General features: G+C 63.7%; 16 protein-coding genes. 9 read left to right on the top strand and 7 right to left on the bottom strand.

What is annotated here, in order from left to right; all coding sequences use genetic code 11:
• Positions 1 to 22 precede the first annotated feature (22 nt).
• The 7 genes from NKI17_RS12865 to NKI17_RS12835 all read left to right on the top strand — a co-directional run bounded on the left by NKI17_RS12865 (position 23) and on the right by NKI17_RS12835 (position 7,892).
• A complete protein-coding gene (locus tag NKI17_RS12865) occupies positions 23 to 1,456 on the top strand; it encodes a multicopper oxidase family protein (protein WP_352906041.1) in 1,434 nt (477 codons plus the stop codon).
• A 28-nt stretch (positions 1,457 to 1,484) separates the two neighbouring features.
• Complete coding sequence (locus tag NKI17_RS12860; RefSeq protein WP_352452325.1) at positions 1,485 to 1,925, top strand: DUF411 domain-containing protein; 441 nt, start codon at positions 1,485 to 1,487, stop codon at positions 1,923 to 1,925.
• Between the two features lie 7 nt (positions 1,926 to 1,932).
• Positions 1,933 to 2,460 (top strand): TlpA family protein disulfide reductase, encoded by a 528-nt coding sequence (locus NKI17_RS12855; RefSeq protein ID WP_352621413.1) that lies wholly within the window; start codon positions 1,933 to 1,935, stop codon positions 2,458 to 2,460.
• A 67-nt stretch (positions 2,461 to 2,527) separates the two neighbouring features.
• A complete protein-coding gene (locus NKI17_RS12850) occupies positions 2,528 to 3,211 on the top strand; it encodes an SCO family protein (protein WP_352576484.1) in 684 nt (227 codons plus the stop codon).
• 53 nt (positions 3,212 to 3,264) lie between these two features.
• On the top strand, positions 3,265 to 4,044 hold the full coding sequence (locus NKI17_RS12845) for a DsbA family protein (RefSeq protein ID WP_031211922.1): 780 nt from the start codon (positions 3,265 to 3,267) through the stop codon (positions 4,042 to 4,044).
• A complete protein-coding gene (locus NKI17_RS12840; RefSeq protein WP_352455400.1) occupies positions 4,041 to 4,607 on the top strand; it encodes a hypothetical protein in 567 nt (188 codons plus the stop codon). Before NKI17_RS12845 ends, NKI17_RS12840 begins: the two co-directional genes overlap by 4 nt.
• Before the next feature lie 750 nt (positions 4,608 to 5,357).
• Positions 5,358 to 7,892 carry an NAD-dependent epimerase/dehydratase family protein gene (locus tag NKI17_RS12835; protein WP_352906040.1) on the top strand — a complete coding sequence of 845 codons (2,535 nt, stop codon included), beginning with the start codon at positions 5,358 to 5,360 and terminating at the stop codon, positions 7,890 to 7,892.
• On the opposite strand, the gene NKI17_RS12830 is transcribed toward NKI17_RS12835, so the two are convergent.
• From NKI17_RS12830 to NKI17_RS12820, 3 genes are read right to left on the bottom strand one after another with little or no spacing between them, the layout of a single operon-like run.
• Positions 7,889 to 9,109: an NAD(P)/FAD-dependent oxidoreductase gene (locus tag NKI17_RS12830; protein ID WP_352906039.1), complete on the bottom strand. Its 1,221-nt coding sequence runs from the start codon at positions 9,107 to 9,109 to the stop codon at positions 7,889 to 7,891. The two genes, NKI17_RS12835 and NKI17_RS12830, sit on opposite strands and share 4 nt — an antisense overlap.
• Positions 9,106 to 9,819 carry a methyltransferase domain-containing protein gene (locus NKI17_RS12825; protein ID WP_352906038.1) on the bottom strand — a complete coding sequence of 238 codons (714 nt, stop codon included), beginning with the start codon at positions 9,817 to 9,819 and terminating at the stop codon, positions 9,106 to 9,108. Before NKI17_RS12825 ends, NKI17_RS12830 begins: the two co-directional genes overlap by 4 nt.
• Positions 9,816 to 10,883: a type III polyketide synthase gene (locus NKI17_RS12820; RefSeq protein ID WP_352906037.1), complete on the bottom strand. Its 1,068-nt coding sequence runs from the start codon at positions 10,881 to 10,883 to the stop codon at positions 9,816 to 9,818. The genes NKI17_RS12825 and NKI17_RS12820 overlap by 4 nt, the downstream gene beginning before the upstream one ends.
• A gap of 264 nt (positions 10,884 to 11,147) precedes the next feature.
• On the opposite strand from NKI17_RS12820, the gene cueR reads away from it, so the two are divergent.
• Both cueR and NKI17_RS12810 read left to right on the top strand, forming a co-directional pair.
• Positions 11,148 to 11,546 (top strand): Cu(I)-responsive transcriptional regulator, encoded by a 399-nt coding sequence (gene cueR / locus NKI17_RS12815; protein WP_031211920.1) that lies wholly within the window; start codon positions 11,148 to 11,150, stop codon positions 11,544 to 11,546.
• The gene (locus NKI17_RS12810; protein ID WP_023677217.1) at positions 11,543 to 12,100 is read left to right on the top strand and encodes a cytochrome c; all 558 of its coding nucleotides are present in this window, start codon (positions 11,543 to 11,545) and stop codon (positions 12,098 to 12,100) included. Before cueR ends, NKI17_RS12810 begins: the two co-directional genes overlap by 4 nt.
• Before the next feature lie 5 nt (positions 12,101 to 12,105).
• Here NKI17_RS12810 and atzF read toward each other — a convergent pair whose 3' ends face one another.
• From atzF to NKI17_RS12790, 4 genes are read right to left on the bottom strand one after another with little or no spacing between them, the layout of a single operon-like run.
• Positions 12,106 to 13,914: an allophanate hydrolase gene (atzF, locus tag NKI17_RS12805; RefSeq protein WP_352906036.1), complete on the bottom strand. Its 1,809-nt coding sequence runs from the start codon at positions 13,912 to 13,914 to the stop codon at positions 12,106 to 12,108.
• A complete protein-coding gene (locus NKI17_RS12800; RefSeq protein ID WP_352576466.1) occupies positions 13,911 to 14,261 on the bottom strand; it encodes a cupin domain-containing protein in 351 nt (116 codons plus the stop codon). Before NKI17_RS12800 ends, atzF begins: the two co-directional genes overlap by 4 nt.
• Entirely contained in the window at positions 14,254 to 14,922 is a 669-nt protein-coding gene (locus NKI17_RS12795) for a cysteine hydrolase family protein (RefSeq protein ID WP_352576464.1), read from the bottom strand. Before NKI17_RS12795 ends, NKI17_RS12800 begins: the two co-directional genes overlap by 8 nt.
• Complete coding sequence (locus NKI17_RS12790) at positions 14,922 to 16,454, bottom strand: ABC transporter ATP-binding protein (RefSeq protein WP_352587279.1); 1,533 nt, start codon at positions 16,452 to 16,454, stop codon at positions 14,922 to 14,924. Before NKI17_RS12790 ends, NKI17_RS12795 begins: the two co-directional genes overlap by 1 nt.
• Positions 16,455 to 16,458 lie beyond the last annotated feature (4 nt).

Raw genomic sequence — 16,458 nt, 5'->3', positions numbered from 1 at the left:
GGTTACCGCAAGGGTCACAAAAGTGAATTCCGTTTCAAATCCGTTCATAACGCGCCGCAAATTCCTGCTTGCGGCAGCAAGCATTGCCGCCGCGCCGATCCGCCCTACGCTGGCGATGGCCACGGGCGAATACCGGATCAGGGTGGCGCCGAGCCAGGCACGGTTCGCCGGCCCTGATGGTCCGCGCACTCCGGTATGGGCCTATGATGGCACGATCCCCGGCCCGACACTGCGCTTGCGCCAGGGGCAGCCCGCTCGGATCATCGTCGAGAACGGACTGGACGAAGACACCACGGTTCACTGGCATGGCATCCGGCTGCCGAACGCCATGGATGGCGTGCCCGGCCTGACGCAGAAGCCGATCAGGCCAGGTGAAAATTTCATCTATGAATTCACCCCGCCCGATGCCGGCACCTTCTGGTATCACCCGCACGCCAACAGCCTGGTCCAGCTCGGCCGTGGCCTTGCCGGCGCACTGGTCGTCGAGGAGGTCGAGCCGGTCGCCGTCGACCGTGACATTCTGTGGCTGCTGCAGGACTGGCGGCTTGCGGCCGATGGGCAGATCGCCGGCGGCTTCGGCAGTGCCATGGATGCGTCGATGTCGGGCCGCGTCGGCAATGTCGTCACCGTCAACGGCACGGGGCCAGGCGATCGGAGCGTGCAGGCCGGCGAGCGCGTCAGGCTGCGGCTCGCCAATGCCTCGCTTGCCCGCATGATGGCGCTGCGCTTCGAAGGCCACCGTCCGGTCGTCGTCGCCATCGACGGCCAGCCCTGCGATCCGCATGAACCGGAGGGCGGTCGCCTGGTGCTGGCGCCCGCCATGCGCATCGACATCGTGCTCGACATGCAGGGCCACCCCGGCAGCCGCCACGCGGTGATCGACGATTTCTACGACGGCCTCGCCTATACGCTGACCACGCTGGCCTATGACGCAGCGCCGCCGCTGAGAACCCATCCGCTCGACACGCCTGTCGGCCTGCCGCGCAACCCCTTGCCCCAGCCCGACCTCGCTGGCGCCGAGCGCCAGGAGATCGTCCTGCAGGGCGGCATGATGGGCGGCGGCAAGCTCAAGGGCGTCGGCGGCATGATGGGCATGGGGATGATGGGCATGAACGGCGGTGCGGCCTGGGCGATCAACGGCATGTCGATGACCGGCGACGGCCATGCCGGCATGGCGCCGCAGTTCACGCTGAAACGCGGTGTGACCTGCCATCTCACCATGCGCAACGAAACCGCCTGGTGGCACCCGATGCATGTCCACGGCTTCAGCCTGTCGGTCATCTCGCGCAACGGCTCGCCGGTGCCGCACCGGCAATGGCAGGACACGGTGCTGCTCGCCCCCAAGGATACGATCGAATGCGCCTTCGTCGCCGACAATCCAGGCGACTGGATGCTGCACTGCCATGTCGCCGATCACCAGATGGCCGGCCTGATGACGACGTTCCGCGTGACCTGAAACTTTTATCCAACCAAGGAGAACTGCAATGAAACTGACCTACCGCCTTGCCGCACTGTCCCTGCTGATCGCAACGCCGCTGCCCGCCTTCGCCGCAACGATCAACGCCGTCATGTACAAGAACCCGCAATGCAGCTGCTGCGAGTCCTACGCCAACTATCTCGAGCACAACGGCTTCAAGGTCGACATCAAGCCGGTCAACAATCTCTCCCAGATCAGCAGCGATGCCGGCGTGCCGGCCGACCTCGAAGGCTGCCACACGCTGATGGTCGACGGCTATATCGTCGATGGCCTGGTGCCGGTCGAGATCGTCAAGAAGCTTTTGACCGAGCGCCCTGCCATCACCGGCATAACGCTCGCCGGCATGCCGGCTGGCGCCCCAGGCATGGGTGGCGAGAAGCAAGGCCCCTTCGTCGTCTACGCCTTCACCAAGGACGGCAAGGCGCCCACCGTCTACGCGACCGAGTGAGGACATTGTGAGCAAACTAGCCATGGTCCTGGTTGGCATGCTGCTGGCGTTTTCGTGGCCGGTATCAGCCGCTGAGCCGCCGCAGAACTTTGCCGTTCACGAGGCGCCCGTCCCCGTGCCGGAAATCAGCTTCGAGGATGGCAATGGCAAGCCGAAAATGCTTGCGGATTTCCACGGCAAGGTCGTGCTGCTTAACGTCTGGGCGACATGGTGCGCGCCCTGCCGCAAGGAGATGCCGACGCTCGATCGCCTACAGGCCAAACTCGGCGGTCCGGATTTCGAGGTCGTCGCGTTGTCCATGGACCGCGCCGGTCCTGAGATTGTGAAGAAGTTCTTCGCCGACATCGGCATCAAGCACCTCGCCCTCAACATCGACGTCTCGGGCAGGGCCATGTTCGCCATCGGCACCGTCGGCCTTCCGGCAACCCTGCTGGTCGACCGCGACGGCAAGGAGATCGGCCGGCTGATTGGGCCGGCCGAATGGGACGCCCCCGACATGGTCGACTTCATCCGCAGCCGCATCGCCGCCAAGTGAGAAAGGGACAGATATGTTCGGGCTAAAGGCTCGCTGCGTTGCATCGGCTTTGAACGAATGGAGGTGCTTGCTGCTAAGCGTAATTGCCATTGCGGCGCTGACCGCGGGCTTTTCGTATCAGGCGCAAGCCCACTCGCTCGACGAAATCGACGCCACGCTTGAGGCCGACGAGAAATATTTCCAGCCGATCGACAAGCCGGCGCCTGATTTCACGCTGCGCACCGCCGACGGGCGTGTCGTGCGGACGGCCGATCTGCGCGGCAAGGTGGTCGTCCTCCACTTCATCTACACGTCGTGCCCGGATGTGTGCCCTCTTCATGCCGAGAAGATCGCCGAGATCCAGAAAATGGTGAACGGCACGCCGATGAAGGACCGGGTCAGCTTTGTGACCATCACCACCGACCCGACCAGGGACACGCCGGACGTGCTCAGCAAATACGGGCCGGCGCACGGGCTCGATCCCGTCAATTGGCTGTTCCTGACCACGATGGAGGATCAGCCGGAGGATGCGACCCGCAGACTGGCGGAGGCCTTCGGCCACAAGTTCACGCTGACGGATGATGGTTATCAGATGCACGGCACCATCACCCATGTGATCGACAAGGAGGGCCGCTGGCGGGCGAATTTCCATGGCCTGGATTTCGCATCGGTCAATCTCGTCACATTCGTCAATGCGCTTACCAACAATGTCGAGCGCCCGCACCATGAGCAGGAAACGGGATGGTGGGCGAAAATCAAGGGCATGTTCTGAGGCATCATTTGCACGTGCCGGCGGTCCGGCGAAACAGAGGGAAGGAGAACCCTGTGACCCACAAGTCCAATCCATTGAGCGGAGCCGTCGGCAAAATGGCCCGTGCCGTCATGCTGGCCGGCGCGACGATCTGGCTCGCGCTCGGTCTCCACAATCAGGCGATCGCCGCGGGCGAGATGTCCCAGGACCAGTTCGACCAGCGCATTCACGACTACATTCTTGCGCATCCCGAGGTGCTCGTGCAGTCGCTGCAGAGCCTCGACGCCCGCCAGCGCGAGGCTGCCGCAAAAGAGGCGAAAGCCGCTTTGACGGACAAGGCGGACGAGATTTTCCGGGACCCGGCGAGCCCGGTCGGCGGCAACGCCGAAGGCGACGTCACCATGGTCGAGTTCTTCGACTACAACTGCCCCTATTGCCGGCAGGTTGCGCCGATCATGGCGCAAGCAATGGCCGACGATCCGCAGCTCAAGATCGTCTACAAGGAATTCCCGATCCTCAGCACGGATTCCGTATTTGCTTCCAAGGCGGCTCTCGCCGCAGTGCGCCAGGGCAAATACATGGCGTTCCACAAGGCCTTGTATGCGGTGAAGACGCGGGTGACCGAAGCGGTCGTGCTGAAGGTGGCTGCCGACGTCGGTCTCGATGTGGCTAAACTGAAGACCGACATGCAGCAGCCCGATATCCAGGCGTCGATCGACCGGAATACGCAACTTGCCCAGGCGCTGAAGATCAGCGGAACGCCAAGCTTCGTCGTTGGCGAGCAGATTTTCCCCGGCGCGACCGACCTCGCAACGATGAAGAAACTGATCGAGCAGGCGAGGACCAGCAAATGAGCCGAATATTTTGCCCAAACCGACGGACTGTTGTTCTGGGAAGCGCCTTTGGCGCCGCTGCGGTCGTGAGCCTGCTCAAGGGGCCGGATTTGGCGATCGCCGCTGAGGATCCCGATCTGGCACGCCGTTTCAGATATCTCAGCCAGAACGGCAACAGCACGTGTTCGACCAAGTTCACGGAATCGATCGCGACCATGCCGGCAACGTCGCGGATCACGGGCTCGTGCTGCAGCCCGATGGAGACGAAGCGCTATGCCGAGCAGGTGAGCGGCCTGGCCAGGTACCGCGAGATCGCGATGATCCCAAGCGATCCGTACGATATTCCGGCCGGCATCGCACAGAAGATGATGCCCTACTACGATGTGAAACTCTCCGGCGAAGAGCAGCAGGCCTACGACTATGCGATGGCCAATTCCAACGAGAAAGGCCCATGCTGCTGCCAATGCTGGCGCTGGAAAGTGTATGGCGGGCTGGCGAAGTTCCTGATCCGCGAGCACGGTTTCACCGGCAAGCAGGTCGTCGACGTCTGGGATCTCTCAGACGGCTGCGGCGGAGGAGAGTAGAGCCGGGCGACAACTCGGCTGCGGTTCAACAAGCGCTCTCAACCTGTTCTACCTTCTTGAAAGGAGCGCTTGACCTTCCGGTGGCTGGAACCGTCAGGCTTATTGCTAACTTCCGGAGGTCGTCCTCCGGAGGTCGTCCAATGGCGGACCGAACCATGAATGTCGAAAGGCAGCTACTGGCCCTGTTAGAGAGGCATATCGGCAAGGCAGATCAGATGTCGCGGAACACTTGCTGCGGGCGCTGGAGGCGCTGGATTAAAGCCTTGCCCTTCCGGAGTTACCGCGCGGTCAGCATGTTCTGACAGAAGCCTATTATGAACTCGTTCGTCGATAGCGTTGAACGTGCCTTGATTGACCGGCAAGCCACTGCCTTCGTGGGCTGATCGAGTTCGCCTTGACGGGCGTACATGGCGAACTAGTTCCCCTCGCAATCGCCGGTGGCAGCGGCGGCGGGAGGGATGATTGTGATGATGATGGACGGTTCAATGTGGATGATGGGCGGCATGGCGCTCATTTGGGTCCTGGTGCTTGTCACCCTCGTGCTCGCGATCGCGGCGCTGGTCAAATATTTGCGAACCTGACGGCATAGGCAGTCGGGGTCAAAAGAGCAAAAAGGGCGGAAAGTTGTAGTCGTCATCGGAAGCAGCAGCGTCATCGGGTCGGCGTCGGAACTGGTCCGGCCCCTCGGCTCTTAACGTCTGTCGCCTTCGGCCCTCTCAGGAGTGGCAAATCGCCGGCTATGAGGTCTGGATGGCGAAGCGCAAAGACACGGTTATTGTTACCGGCAGCACCGGCTTCATCGGCTCGGCTCTGGTCAACAGCTTCGCCGACCGGTTTGCTCTCGTCGGCCTCGACCGGGCGGCGACGCGTCAGCCGCCGCCGGCCGCGGAGTGCGTCTGCATCGACCTGACATCGGAGGACGCCGTGGCAGCCGGCTTGGCGCGCGTGCGGACGGCCTATGGCGCCCGCCTCGCCTCGGTGATCCATCTTGCGGCCTATTTCGATCTCACAGGCGAACGGAACCCGCTCTACGAAAAGATTACGGTTGGCGGCACCGAGAAGCTCCTGCGCGCCCTGAAACAATTTGAGGTCGAGCAGTTTGTCTTCATGAGTTCGATGCTGGCGCACAAGGGTGGCCGACCAGGCGACATCATCGATGAGGATTGGCCGCTCGAATCGAACCTACCCTACCGCACCTCGAAGATCGAGACCGAGCGCCTGATCCATGAGCAGCACGGGGCGATCCCTGTCGTCTATGCCAGGCCGGCCGGCGTCTATGATGATCTCGGCCGTAACGCATTCCTCGCCAATCAGATTGCGCGTATCTACGAAGAGGATCCGACGGGGCATGTATATCCGGGTGACCTGCACACCGGGCAGTCGTTCCTGCATCTGGAAGACCTCACCGATGCGGTGGCGCGCCTTATAGATCGGCGGAAGAAACTTCCCACGGAGCTGGCGCTGCTTCTCGGCGAGCCTGAGGTCATGGGCTACGGCGAACTTCAAGCCGAGATTGGTCGGTTGATCCGTGGCGAGAACTGGGAGACACGGGAGGTGCCGAAGGCGCTCGCCAAGGCGGGTGCCTGGGTCCAACAGGACGTGCTGGGCGAAGAATCATTCGTTCGTCCCTGGATGGTCGATATCGCCGACGACCACTACGCGATCGATATCAGCCGTGCCCGCAATGTCCTCGGCTGGCAGCCCCGGCATTCCCTGCGCGAGACGTTGCCGCGGATCGTCGACGCGCTCAAGGCAGATCCCGCCGGCTGGTATCGGGCCAACAAGCTCAACGCCGCCAAGGTGGCCGGCAGCGGAACAAAAGCGCGAGAGAAAGACAAGGCGTTCGAGGCCAAACACGACAAGATGAAACCCGGACACATGGCCGAGATGGCGGGGATGGGCAAGCAGATGCTCTGGGCTCATTTCCTGGTCATCACGCTTGGCGTGTGGCTCCTCACCAGCCCGCTTCAGTTCGCGCTGTTCGATCCGGCGGCGGCCGGCACTGTGCGTGACGTCACGCAAGAGCGTGGACTGTGGGAACCGGTGCTGCGCAACGCGCTCACCGGCTGGAGCGACATTGTCTCGGGCTTGCTGCTGATGCTGTTTGGCGGGCTCGCACTGTCGCCGCGTTTTTCCTGGGCGCAATGGGGCACGACGATCGCCGGCCTGTGGCTGCTGTTCGCGCCGCTGTTCTTCTGGACGCCGAGCGCCGCCGCCACCATGAACGACACGATCGTCGGCGCGCTGGCCATCGCTTTCTCGGTGCTCGTCCCGATGATGCCGGGCATGAGCCACGAAGGGATGATGGACGAGAGCACCGTTCCGCCTGGCTGGACCTACTCGCCGTCATCCTGGCTGCAGCGCCTGCCGATCATCGCGCTCGGTTTCTTCGGTTTCCTCATCGCCCGCTATCTCACTGCCTACCAGCTCGGCCATGTGGGTGCTGTCTGGGAGCCATTCTTCCTCGGCGGAGACGGCAGGAACGGCACGGAATTCATCATCACATCCGACGTTTCTCGAGCCTGGCCAGTCGCTGATGCCGGGCTTGGCGCCGTGGCCTATATGATCGAAACCCTGATGGGCGCGATGGGCACGGCGACCCGCTGGCGCACCATGCCCTGGATGGTGACCTTCTTCTTCATCCTGGTGGTGCCGCTCGGCGGCGTCTCGATCTTCTTCATCATCATCCAGCCGATCATGATCGGCACCTATTGCACACTGTGCCTCATCGCGGCGGCGGCCATGCTGGTCATGATCCCGCTGACGCTGGACCGGGTGGTCGCCATGGGCCAGTACATGCTGCGCAGCGTGCGGGCAGACCGTCCGTTCTGGCGCACCTTTTTCCAAGGCGGGCCGGAGCCGAACGGCGAGGCGGACAAGAACGATCCCGGCTTTTCCGCCGCGCTTGCCGCACAGTCCGCCGCAGCCATTCGCGGTGTCACGTTTCCATGGACGCTGGTCGCATGCTGTATCGTCGGCGGTTGGCTGATGGTCTCGCGGCTGGTCTTCGGCACGGCCGGCGCCATTGCAAACAGCGATCACCTCTCGGGCGCCATGATCATAACGATCGCGGTCTGCGCCATGGCCGAGGTGGCACGGCCGTTGCGTTTCCTCAACCTGCCGTTCGGGTTATGGCTGATCGCAGCGCCCTGGCTGCTCGACGGCGCGACCAGAGGTTCGACATTGAACAATGCCGTTGCAGGGCTAGTTGTGATCGGCCTCAGCCTGCCTCGGGGGCGCCGAAGCAAGGAGCACTACGGCTCATGGGACCGCTATGTCGCCTAGACGAAGCCTGGAACCGGCTTGGTCTTGCCGCTCAGTTGCGCGCCCAGCGTCAGTGCCTGCGGGAAATTCCGGACGATCGCCGCCATCAAGGTGGCGCTGCCGGGGCGAAGGGCAATTCCGGCAACGGCCGCGGCGGCGTAGACCCGGGTCGAAAACAGTCTTTTCCAGGCCGCCTCGTAGCGTCTGGCGGCAGCCTCGCGCCCTGCTCGGCCACTTGGCGCGCATGCGAGTTCGCAAGCCAGCAGCCAGCCGGACTGAAGCGCCATCGAGATGCCCTCGGCGATGACAGGATGAGACTCTCCGGCTGCATTGCCGACGCGGAAGATGTCCCCTTCGTAGCACGAGCGAATTCCCGGCCGGATCGGACCTGCGGCAAGCCACGGACCGTCGAGGAGAGCCGGTTCCAGGGCGTCCCGCACGCCCCGGCATGAATTCAGGAGATGCCGGGAGACCGCATCGGCGGCCGACACGTGGCTCCGTTGTTTGGGGCCATATTGTTTACGCAGCCGCGCGAGCATGTCGCGCCGGATGCAGCACGAGATCGACAACCGGCCATGATCCGCCGAAACCATGCCGCCGTAGCCGCCAGGGAAGGCCAGCAGAGGCATCAAATCCGGCGCCAGCGACGACCCGGTGAAATGCGCCTTGAAGCCGAGCAGGTCCGACGGCCGATTGGCCTTTGCGAGTTGGCTGGGCAATGGTCCCGGTTCCCACGAGCCGTGTGCGGCGACAATCACCGGCGCTCGCAATATCGCCGCTTCATCCCCGGCCTGAATTCGCACCCTTCGCATCTCACCGTCCGGCTCGATGGCGACGGCGCGGCAAGGTTGAAAGATTTCGACACCCGCCGATCGCGCCGCTTGCAAAAGCAGAGAGTCGAGAATGTCCCGGCCGAGCGCCCGGCCGAAGCTGTCTTTCCCACGAGGCCCAGCTCCTGCACGTGGCATTGCCGCCTCGACACAGGTCTCCCCGGAAAACAAACCGACGCGGCGGATTTCGGGGCCGGCATTGGCACGCCAGGCATCGCTGATCTCGAGCCGGTCGAGAAGCGCAAGATTGCTTGCCGAGATGTATTCGCCGCAGACTTTGCGGCGCGGAAACGCACTCTTTTCCACAATGGCCACGACCCACCCGCGCCGGGCCAGCGTGAGCGCGACGGAGGTGCCCGCCGGGCCGGCACCAATGACGATCGCGTCATGAGTCGACAATCGCGTCATGACTCGACACTGGCACTGGCGCCGACGAAGATGTGGGAAAACAGGCCGGCGCGCCGCTCCTCGACCGGTTTGCCGTTGGCCGCAAGCCAGAGACGGGAAAGCTCGCTGCCGCGAAAGCCGGCACGCACGCTTTGCGCCGCGTCGTTTCGTGTGACGTCGTTGGCGCCGATTGCCGGCAGAAGACGGGTCGCGGCCAGCGGCAGTTTCGCCCGCAGCGGCTCTGTCGCGATGAGCAACGGGACTTTCGGCCTGATCAGCGAAAACAGACGCACGAGCTGCGCATTATCGAGGTGATGCAGGAACAGATTGACGGTGACGGCGTCGAACGGCGCACCCTCGATCTTTCCTGCCCAGTCGAAGACATCGGCGGTGACGCCTTCGGCCTTCCATCTCAGCCTGTCAAAATCACCGCGCAATTGCGCGGTGACGAGGTCGACGCGGTCGAGCATCACCAGTTCGACCCCGGGCCAATGCCTGGCCATGCGCCGCGCCACCGCCAGCATGAAGGAGCCATCGCCGGCGCCGATCTCCAGAATGCGGCGTGGCGGCGTTGGCACGAACCTCCTGAGCAACGACGTCATGATCGGCACCTGAAACATCAGCATATTGATGCGACGAAGGTCGCGGCGCGCGGTCAGCGCTCGCGGATCGTCGGCCGCAAGTCCGTCGAGGATTTCCGGCGCAAGCTGCCGATGCTCCAGGCCGCTCATGACACCGTTCGAAAGAGCATGGTTTCGGCCGTCAGCCCGGGCCCGAACGACATGCCGCAGCCGAGTAGGCCGGGTGGCGCCTTCAACATCTCATTCATCACGAACATGACGGTCGCCGACGACATGTTCCCATACCGGCGCAACACCGCGCGCGATGGTTCCAGTGCAGTGGGCTCCAGTTCCAGAGCCCTTTCGACAGCATCGAGCACCGAACGTCCACCCGGGTGCACGGCCCAAAGGTCGATGTCTTTCGCCGATCGGCCTCCGAGGATGGCGGCCTGGCTGTTCCGCAACGCTTCATGAATCGCTGCCGGCACCTGGCCGGAAAGAACCATTTCGAAGCCGTGGTCGCGAATGTTCCAGCGCATCAGGTCCCGCCGTTCCCTCGCCACCAGACAGTGAAAGCTATCGAGCTCGATGCCGGCCGGCTCGGCAGTGATGAGCGCAGCCGCGCAGCCGTCGCCCCAGAGGCAGAACGACAGCAGTTTTTCCAGTTCGGTGGTTTCGCGCAGATGCATCGTGCAGAGCTCGATATTGACCAGCAGGACCTTGGCCTGCTGGTCGGAGCGGACGATGTGGCGGGCCAGCTTGAGCCCGTTGATCGCCGCGTAGCAACCCATGAAACCGATCATCGTGCGTTCGACACTATCGGGAAGCCCGCAACGCGCGATCAGCTCCAGATCGATGCCCGGCGCCGAAAAGCCAGTGCAGGTGGTGACGATCAAATGGGTGATGCGGGAAGCGTCGTCGCCAAGCTGCAATCCGTCGATGCCCTTTTGCGCCAGAACAGGTGCGGCATCGTCGAACATCGCCATTCTCGCCGCTGTTCCGGGAAACGCGCCCCGGATGAAGGTCCCGGCCAGGTCGGCAGTTGGTCCTTCGGGGTCGGACGCCGGCGCAAAGCAGGAATAGCGGTGCTCGATGCCGGCAAGATCGGCCATGCGTTCGAAGAGTCTCCGGCGATCGGCCGCGAGCATGGAGGCCGCGAAACGCAGGTAGAATTGATGAACCTCGTGCTCCGGCACCGCCGTCGCGATCCGGTTGATATAGGCGTTGACGGGCATATTCTGTCTCCTCGGCGTGTGCACGGTGTAACGTGCCGCCGGAGGGTCTTTGCTCATCGTTACCCGGTGTCGAACACCGGGTTTTGAGCGCTGTTCGATAAACGTTTCCGAAAACTGATTTCTTCCCGAAGGTTCAGTGTGCGCTGTTGGCAGGCAAACGGTTGGAGCGGGCGGGCGGTTGCGTCGGGCATCCAAAATCGCCACATCATGTTGACCTTCCATCTACTGGAAGGTCTATTTCCTCCGACAAAGGAGATTTCCACCATGAACATCGGTATCGCATCCGAAAAATCCGGCCTGCCGGCCAAGACGATCCGTTACTACGAGGATATCGGGCTCTTGCATCCGGCTCGGACAGACAATGGCTATCGCGATTACTCGACGGCCGATATTCACCGGCTGCGCTTCCTGCAGCGCTCGCGAAGCCTGGGGTTTTCGGTCGACGAATGCCGCCAGTTGCTCTCGCTGTATCAAGACAGGGAACGTGATAGCGCCGACGTGAAGGAGATCGCGAAAGCCAAGCTGGTGGAGATCGACAGGAAGATCGCTGAACTGGTCGGATTGCGCGGCTTGCTCCACCATCTGGTCAGTCACTGCCACGGCGACGAGCGGCCGGATTGCCCGATCATCGACGAGCTGGCAGGACAAGGCGTGGCCCAGTGAGGCTCGCAGCCGCTGTAACGGTGCTGTCGCTTGCCTGCGTCTCTGTCGTGCTCGCTGCCGCCCATTCGAGCCGTGATGCGATCATCGAGGCTCGCCAGGCCTCGATGAAGGAAATGGCCGCGGCGGCAAAGGCGATCGCTGGGATGTTCGACGGCAAGCAGGCGTACGACGCCGCAGCCTTCAGGGCGGCGGCCGAGACCATCCGCGCCCGCACCGGCCCTGCCCTGATTGCCGAATTCCCCAGCGCGACATTGGGAGCGCCTTCAGGCGCCAAGGCGGATATCGACCCCGCCCGCGCGGAGTTCGAAGGGCTGGCACGCCACATCGGAACGCTGGCCAGCGCCCTGGCCTCCGACGCCGAGCGGGCACCACCGCATATCACCGACGACATGAGAATGGGTTCCGGCCTGGCAATGGGCGGTGGCAGCCTGCTTGGCAAGCGACCATCACTCGCGGAAGCCGATCCCACTAAATTGCCGGCGGAGCACCTCCTGCATCTCATCTTGCAGGATTGCTCGAGCTGCCATTCGAAGTTCAGGCAAAAGGTCGAGTGATAGCGTCAGCTCCGCTGCAGCTGACCCGCCATGAAATTGCGCCAGCCGCCGAAATGCGAGATCTCCTTTGCATCGGTGAGGCCGGCACTTTCGACGAGAAAGCCCTTCGGCGACGTTCCGTCATCGAGCAGAAGCGTGCCGATGCCGAGCGGCGGCGGGATCGCCGCGACGAAGCGGCCGAAGGCTTGCGGCGACAGCCGCCAGACTTCGACCTCGATCGCTGTCCCCTTGCCATTGCAGCTGCGCTCGAGCCCCGGTCGCGACACCGACTGGCCGGCGAGCGCATAAAGCCGGTAGAGCGGCGCCGTTCTTGCCGCCCGGGCGAAAATCGCGCCGAGCTGCTGCAACTGGCCGTTCAGCGCCATCCCCGATAGATGCGCGCCGACCACGGCCAGCTCGATCGTGCCCTCGTCCACGTCCACGCGAACATCGGCACGCGGCGGCAGCGGCCAGCCTGTAGCGCCCAGCGCAAGGCCGCTTGCCGCATGGACATCCTGCGCAAGCGACGCCGTCAGATGGTCCTTGCCCGCCGCGGCAAGCAAGGTGACGCTCATCGGCAAACCGTCGCTACGAATTCCGGCCGGCACGGCTATGCCGCACATGTCGAGCAGATTGACGAAATTGGTGTAAGTGCCAAGCCGGCTGTTGGTGACGATGGGGTCAGCCAACACCGCTTCAACCGTGTAATGCGTCGGCGCGGTTGGCACACAGAAAAGATCGACCGAGGCGATGACCGGCGCAAGCTTGGCCTTGTAGCCTTGCAAGGCGTAGAGCCCCTTAAAAGCGTCCGCGGCTGAAAGTTTTCGCGCGCCGCCGATGATCTGCCGCGTCACCGGATGCATGGCGGCCTCGTTGGCATCCATGAAGTCCTTGATCGCGGCATAACGCTCGGCCACCCAGGCGCCTTCGTAGAGCAGGTTGGCGGTGGCGTAGAAATCACCGAACGGGATTTCGACCAGCCGGCAGCCCAGCGTCTCCAGCGAGGCAAGAGCGGCCGCGAAGCCCGACTGCATCGCCTCGTCGCCGAAGAAGGTCCAGTCCGCCCTGGCCGGCACGCCGACAGTCAGCACCGGCGGGCGCGCGGCAAGGCCCTGGACGCCGGGGTCACGCGAATAGGGGTCGGCGTCGTCCTTTGCCGCCGCCGCCTCGAACACGCGGTAGGCGTCATCGACGGTGAGCGCGAAGACCGAGACGCAGTCAAGCGTGCGGCAGGCCGGCTCGACGCCGGCGGCCGACAGCGCGCCGACGCTCGGCTTCAGCCCGACGATGTTGTTGAGGCCGGCGGGTATGCGCCCAGAACCGGCTGTGTCGGTGCCGAGCGCGAACGAGACGATGCCGCGCGCGGTTGCGACGGCCGAACCGCATGAGGAGCCGCCCGGCACCAGTTTCGGGTCGATCGCATTCCTCGGGATCGGATAGGGCGTGCGCACACCGACCAGGCCGGTGGCGAACTGGTCGAGGTTGGTCTTGCCGACGACGAGCGCGCCGGCGGCCTTGAGCCGCGCGACGACGGTGGCGTCTTTCGCCGGCAAGTAGGCATATTCCGCACAAGCCGCCGTGGTCGGCATGCCGGCAACATCGATGTTGTCCTTGACCGCGAACGGCACGCCCCACAGCGGCTTTGCCACGGGATCGAACGGGCCGAGCTTTTCCGCCTCAGCAAGCAACTCCGCCCTGCTCGCCAGATGGATGAAGATGCCGGGGTCATCGGCCGCCGCGAGCCGCGCATGGACCGTATCGATCATCTCGCCGATGCTGACGCCGGCCTGATAGGCAGCGTGCAGGCTCGCTATGTCGAAGCGGATGTCGCTCATTTGGCCTCGCCCAGAATGACTACCGGCAGGTTCCACTGGATGAGCACCACGCAGCCATCCTTCGTCCACACCGAATGCTCGGTTCCGACCGGGTTCAGGATCACGCTGCCCGCGGCATGATCGCCGTTCTCGTCGCTCTGTGTGCCTTCCAGCACGATGATCGTTTCCAGCCCGGCATGGCGATGGCGCGGCACGCCGGCGCCGGGCCGGTAGTTCAGGATGGCGACCGACGGTTCCATCGGTCCACCCTTGAGCAGCCAATGCGCCGTAATGCCATCGCGGAAAGGCTCGAACGGCAGATCGCGCCAGCCACCATTGAGGAGGCCGGCAAAGGCAAGGTTAGGCATTGGCAATCCCCTCGAGCACCTGGTCTGTCGTCGCCGTCCAGCCGACGATGGCGCCCTGTGCCCTGATCATGGCAAGGGCTGCCGCCTTGAACTCGGCAAAATAGCTCTCGGTAGCATCCTCGGCCAGCAGGCATTCATAGCCGCGGTCGTTGGCCTCGCGCATCGTCGTCTGCACGCAGACCTCCGTCGTCACTCCGGCAAAGACCAGTTGCTGTGCGCCGAGCCGCTTCAGGTCATCGCCGAAGCTGGTGGCATAGAACGCGCCCTTGCCCGGCTTTTCGATGACGATTTCGCCAGGCAGTGGCGCAAGTTCATCGAGGATCGCCGTTCCCGGCTCGCCGACGATCAGCACACGACCCATCGGCCCGACATCGCCGATCCTGATCGATGGGTTGCCGCGGTTGCGCTTGGCCGGCGGCAGATCCGAAAGGTCTGCCTTGTGGCACTCCATCGTGTGGATCACCGGCAGGCCAGCGGTGCGGAACCCCTCGATCAATCTCTTCACCGTCGGCACAATCGCCGCCACCCGGCTGACGTCGTTGCCGAGGCTGGCGCCGAAGCCGCCGGGTTCAGCGAAATCGCGCTGCATGTCGATGACGACCAGCGCCATCGCCTCAGGCTTGAAGGAGAACGGAAACGGCAGCGCCTCGATCTCCGCCATCAGTGATGTCCCGCCATGTGCTCGCCGATCGTCTGCACGCTCGCCTGCGCAATCGGCGTCTCGTAGACCAGCGCGCCGTCCGACATGACGAAGATGCGGTCCGAGAGCTCGAGCAGCTCATCAAGGTCCTCCGACATAAGGAGCACCGCGGCGCCGGCATTGCGCGCCTTCATGATGCGGGCGCGTATTTCGGCGACGGCGGAGAAGTCGAGGCCGAAGCAGGGGTTCGACACGATGAGCAAATCGACCTCGCCGGTCAGTTCCCGCGCCAGCACCGCGCGCTGCACATTGCCGCCCGAGAGCGACGAAATCGGCGAAGCGAGGGATGCCGTCTTGACCTTGAACTGTTGGACCAGACGGGCCGCGTAGTCCCTGATCGCGCTCATCCTGATCCAGTTGACCGGCTTGCCGGCCTCGTTGAGGTCGAAGGTCCGGAAGGCCATGTTTTCCGCCACCGTCATCTTCGGTGCGCAGGCATTGCGCAAGGGCTCCTCCGGAATGAAGCGGACATTGAGAGTGCGCGCCTCGCTGCGGCTGGCGCCATAGGGCGAGCCTTTCACCAGAACGTCGCCGCCATTGCGCGCCCGCTGTCCGGCAAGGACTTCGAGAAACTCCTTCTGGCCGTTGCCGGAGATGCCGGCAATGCCGACGATCTCACCCGACTTCACATCGAGTTCGCCGATGTCGATGGTTTTCAAGCCGGTGCGGTCGGGCGCCTTCAGCGACTTTACCGTCAGCACCTGCCTGGCGCCGGCCGGCACCGGGGCGCGGCTGTCGAGCGCGGCGATCGGTTGGTCGCCGATCATCATCGCCGCCATCTGCTTGTGGGAAAGTTCGGAGACCTTTCCGGTTCCGGTCAGCCTGCCCTTGCGCAGCACGGTGATATCGTCGGCAAAGGCCGTCACCTCGTGGAATTTATGCGAGATCATCAGCACGGTGAGGTCGCCGGTCCTGGTCATGTCGCGAACCAGGCCAAGCACTTCGTGTGCCTCGCCGGGAGTGAGCACCGAAGTCGGCTCATCGAGCACCAGGAAACTGCGGCCGAGATAGAGCTGCTTGATGATTTCGAGCTTCTGCTTCTCGCCGGCCGCAAGTTCCGCCACCTTGACGTCGAGCGGCAGCTTGAACGGCATCCGCTGCATGAATTGCGCAAGTGCGGCGCGCTCCTTGCGCCAGTCGACGACGCCGGGCACCTTCTCGCGCGAAATAACCAGGTTCTCCGCGCCGGTCAGCGACGGGACCAGGGTAAAGTGCTGGTAGACCATGCCGAGCCCCAATGCCGAGGCATCCTTCGGACTGGCGATCGCGACCTCGCGGCTATCAACCAGCATGTCGCCGGCGGTCGGATGGTAAAAACCCATCATGCATTTGACCAGCGTCGACTTGCCGGCGCCGTTTTCGCCGAGCAGCGCATGGAACGATCCCGCCGGCACCTTGATCGAGACGTCGTCCAGCGCGGTCAAGGCGCCGAAGCGCATGGTCATGCCGATGGTCTCGACGCCGACGGCTTTCTTGCCGATGCTTCCGCTCAAGATC

Source organism: Mesorhizobium sp. M0816, assembly GCF_040320005.1.
In the GTDB taxonomy this organism is placed as follows: Bacteria; Pseudomonadota; Alphaproteobacteria; order Rhizobiales; family Rhizobiaceae; genus Mesorhizobium.
The sequence above is the reverse complement of the archived record's forward strand: the minus strand, read 5'-3'. Positions and strand labels throughout refer to the sequence as shown.

Bases quoted from the DNA above. Each gene is read 5' to 3' on its own strand.
- NKI17_RS12860 (WP_352452325.1), top strand. From the start codon at position 1,485: ATGAAACTGACCTACCGCCTTGCCGCACTGTCCCTGCTGATCGCAACG.
- NKI17_RS12840 (WP_352455400.1), top strand. From the start codon at position 4,041: ATGAGCCGAATATTTTGCCCAAACCGACGGACTGTTGTTCTGGGAAGC.
- NKI17_RS12835 (WP_352906040.1), top strand. From the start codon at position 5,358: ATGGCGAAGCGCAAAGACACGGTTATTGTTACCGGCAGCACCGGCTTC.
- NKI17_RS12830 (WP_352906039.1), bottom strand. From the start codon at position 9,109: ATGACGCGATTGTCGACTCATGACGCGATCGTCATTGGTGCCGGCCCG.
- NKI17_RS12825 (WP_352906038.1), bottom strand. From the start codon at position 9,819: ATGAGCGGCCTGGAGCATCGGCAGCTTGCGCCGGAAATCCTCGACGGA.
- NKI17_RS12820 (WP_352906037.1), bottom strand. From the start codon at position 10,883: ATGCCCGTCAACGCCTATATCAACCGGATCGCGACGGCGGTGCCGGAG.
- cueR (WP_031211920.1), top strand. From the start codon at position 11,148: ATGAACATCGGTATCGCATCCGAAAAATCCGGCCTGCCGGCCAAGACG.
- atzF (WP_352906036.1), bottom strand. From the start codon at position 13,914: ATGAGCGACATCCGCTTCGACATAGCGAGCCTGCACGCTGCCTATCAG.
- NKI17_RS12800 (WP_352576466.1), bottom strand. From the start codon at position 14,261: ATGCCTAACCTTGCCTTTGCCGGCCTCCTCAATGGTGGCTGGCGCGAT.
- NKI17_RS12795 (WP_352576464.1), bottom strand. From the start codon at position 14,922: ATGGCGGAGATCGAGGCGCTGCCGTTTCCGTTCTCCTTCAAGCCTGAG.